Origin of the sequence: Rhizobium sp. AAP43 (genome assembly GCF_001296045.1) — a bacterium.
Classification (GTDB): Bacteria; Pseudomonadota; Alphaproteobacteria; order Rhizobiales; family Rhizobiaceae; genus Allorhizobium.
Genome location: NZ_LJHS01000063.1, coordinates 1 through 1,225 on the forward strand (window position 1 = coordinate 1; position 1,225 = coordinate 1,225).

The 1,225-nt window shown below is 63.0% G+C and carries 1 protein-coding gene; it reads left to right on the forward strand.

Annotation, left to right across the window (positions count from 1 at the left end; all coding sequences use genetic code 11):
• Window positions 1-297: 297 nt before the first annotated feature.
• A complete protein-coding gene (locus IP76_RS22135) occupies window positions 298-732 on the forward strand; it encodes a hypothetical protein (protein WP_156318693.1) in 435 nt (144 codons plus the stop codon).
• The last annotated feature ends 493 nt before the right edge of the window (window positions 733-1,225 follow it).

A 1,225-nucleotide genomic window follows, 5' to 3' on the forward strand; every position in this document is an offset into this window, starting at 1 on the left:
CCCCCGCCTCCCCGTCCGAGCCCACCGCCCCCCAAGGGCTGCCCCGACGGCCGCTGCCAGCCCACCAGGCTGCAGCCAACCCGGGCCCTGCCACCGCCCAGGCGGTTGCTCACGCCCCCTCCCCCCAAAATCTCTGCGCATGGCTGGGGCGATCCGCACTTCACGGGCTTTGATGGCTCCCGCTTTGACCACCATGGCGCCCCGGGCACGTGGGTGGAGCTCATTGGCAGCGCTCGGCAGGGGTACAGCCTCAGAGCCAAGTTTTCTGCTGGCACACACGTGGCCGGCACCACGTACATGCGCTCCTTCCTCTTTGTCAACGGCACCTCCCGAGTGGATGTGGAGTTGCTGCCCCCGCTGCCCGGCCAGACCATCTGGCGCCTGCTTGCAACCGCCAACGGACAGCCGGTTGCAGACACAGCCACCATCCCACGTGGCATCAGCATTCTGCGGGTGCCTGCGGCAGTTGGCAAGCACGGGCGCGTTGAGATCAATGCAGGCTTCACTCGCGTGGTGATCATCCAGAAGTGGCGGCCCCAGCGCCGGGTGGTGGCCGACTTCCTGGACATCAACATGTTTGCGTCTCCGTTCCTGCTCAAGCCTGTCACCGGCATCCTGGCCCCCTCGTACGACCGCGCGGTGGCAAAGGCCTCGCAGGGCGCCGTGGCAGCCGCCGCTGGCGGCATGCAACTGATGGGCGCCGGATCGGCCACCCCCGACGGCGAGTCATAGCTGTCCTGGCCTGCCCAGCAGCAACGCGGAGTTGAGCCTTGCCACCAGCAGCGCAGCGCTCTGGTTGTTTTCCCCTGTATTGTCCCAGTTTTCAAAACAGGTGTTTCTGCCGAACTGGAAACCAGCAGCGGAGCACGAGCATCCCCACTCAATCCTCAACTCTCCCCCAACCCAAATGTGCATGGTGCTTGGTTGTGCACCCCAGGGGGGCGCCACCATAGTTCCTCATCATTTTTACGTCGCAAGTGCTGGCCCTCTTTTGTCAGCTTGAAGCTCCTCCGACCCTGGATGTCGTGCTCTGCTCATCCATTTTCAGCTACTTCGTTTGGCATGCCCTGACTCTCAGGCGCCCTTTTTGATACTTTTATTACCAGCCTTCCACATGCCAGTGTGCCATGCGCCCCGTCCCCACGTTCTGCCACTCCACAGTGGGGGCCAGCGCCCAGCATCTATACCACTTCATCAAGGCAAGACATCATGTTTAATAACGTCG

Excerpts from the sequence above, each read along its gene's own strand:
- IP76_RS22135 (WP_156318693.1), top strand. The coding sequence starts at position 298 with ATGCGCTCCTTCCTCTTTGTCAACGGCACCTCCCGAGTGGATGTGGAG.